2 protein-coding genes are annotated in these 1,963 nt (G+C 41.7%); one reads left to right on the forward strand and one right to left on the reverse strand.

The window, feature by feature from the left end:
* Positions 1-56 precede the first annotated feature (56 nt).
* Positions 57-986 (reverse strand): 2-hydroxyacid dehydrogenase, encoded by a 930-nt coding sequence (locus tag G3569_RS18135; protein WP_165271499.1) that lies wholly within the window; start codon positions 984-986, stop codon positions 57-59.
* 145 nt (positions 987-1,131) lie between these two features.
* Between G3569_RS18135 and G3569_RS18140 the strand changes: the two genes are divergently transcribed.
* Positions 1,132-1,845 (forward strand): N-formylglutamate amidohydrolase, encoded by a 714-nt coding sequence (locus G3569_RS18140; RefSeq protein WP_165271500.1) that lies wholly within the window; start codon positions 1,132-1,134, stop codon positions 1,843-1,845.
* Positions 1,846-1,963: the final 118 nt, after the last annotated feature.

A 1,963-nucleotide genomic window follows, 5' to 3' on the forward strand; every position in this document is an offset into this window, starting at 1 on the left:
CTTAACTCACTGTCCATTTTTTTGTAGCAATTCCAAATGTTTCAAAATAGTCATAACTAATATCCTAGTTCTCTTTCTACCTTATGGTTTAGCTCCATTCCGGACAGTGCTCTTTTATAGTTATCTACTATTTGGTCGGCCACTTCAGAAGGTTGCGTAATGCTGGCAATATGTGGGGTGATCATAATATTAGAGCGGTTCCAGAAAGCATGTCGGTCGGGCAGCGGCTCTTCAGAAAATACATCCAGCCACGCTCCTTTTACAAGATCACTGTCCAGGGCATAAATAAGATCTTCATCAACAAGGTGTTCGCCCCGGGCTACATTGATAATCCAAGACGGCGATTGTAACCGCTTAAATACTTCCAGGTCCAGTATCCCCTCGGTTTCGTTTGTTAGTGGCAGGAGACAAACCAGGATCTGTGTTTGCTGAAGAAAAGGGGCGAGTTGCTCTTTCCCGGAAAAAGTCGTCACACCATCTATATCTTTTGAGGTGCGAGACCAACCATTAACATGGTATCCAACTTGGGAAAGTTGTTTTGCTACCGGAAGTCCCAGTTCTCCCAAGCCCATAATACCTATATGTACGTCTGATGCTAGAGGATGATTATGGGGCTGCCAGTTTTGCTCATCCTTTTGTCTTATATAATGGACAAAATTACGCTGGATATTAATGACGGTACCCAAGACATACTCCTTCATCTGTTGGACAAGAGAATGAGAGACCACTCGACAGATCTCAACGTCTTCCGGTAAAAACTCATCTTCCAAAAGGTGATCTGCACCGGCGCCAAGAGAGGATACTGCTTTTAAGTTAGGGTAACTATCTAATACATGTTTGGGCTGATTCCAACACACAGCAAACTGTACCCGTTTGGGGGTGTCTACTTGTGGCCATATTTCAACATCCAGGTTGGGATCAACTTCGTGAATAGCATCTTTCCAGGAAGAAAGACCTCTATCAGGGGCAACAAATAATAGTGACATAGGTATCTTTTCTAATTCGTTTTATGAAAGCGTAAGGTATAAAATTTAGTATTCGATATTGGACTCTTTTTGGGAATGATAAAAGTAGTTTCTGTTTTATGTAATGCATAAACACCAACTTTCTTTAATAACTAGTGAAGTTTTGATGGAATCACAGATGATCATATCGTGTGAACATGCGGGTAATGAAGTGCCTAACGAGTACCACCATCTTTTTGAACATAATACTGCTCCGCTAAAAACGCACCGCGGTATTGATATTGGGGCGCTAAAACTTGCCAACACTATTGCCGATGAGATGGAGCAAGAGTCGTTCTTGCATACCGTTACGCGTCTACTGGTGGATTTAAATCGATCGGTACAAAGCCCAACACTATTCTCTGAATTCACCAAGGAGCAGCCTTTGAGTGTTCGGGAAGATATCTTTGAAAGTTACTACCGGCCTCATAGAAAGAAAGTAAAAAAGAGGGTTCGCGAAGTTATTGAGGGCGGCAAGCAAGCCATTCATGTAGGCATTCATACTTTTACTCCGATTTGGGACGGACAGGAGCGTGATGTGGATGTTGGTTTCCTTTTCGATCCGGTTCGAAAAGGAGGTCAACGGTTTTGTGAAATATGGAGGAGAGAATTGAATCAGCGTTTTGATGGGCTTCGGCTTCGAATGAACCAGCCATATAGAGGGACAATGGATGGGTTTATTACTGAGCTTAGAAGGGAATACCCAGAAAACCAATATGTTGGCATTGAAATAGAAGTGAATCAACGATTTGCCTGTTCTGTCGACAAAGAAGAATGGAAAGAATTACAAGAAGAGGTTGCCAATTCTTTAAAGGCGGCTTATAAAGATTTTGAGAAGTAAAAAAATGATTGTTCCTTAGACTTTTGATACGAGGTATCGGGGATACTTCATATCTATAGTGATCTGGTAAAAATAATTTATAGTAACGCGTTTACCGATTAAGTTAGGCTGCTAAGGC

It is taken from the genome of Fodinibius halophilus (genome assembly GCF_011059105.1).
Lineage (GTDB): Bacteria > Bacteroidota > Rhodothermia > Balneolales > Balneolaceae > Fodinibius > Fodinibius halophilus.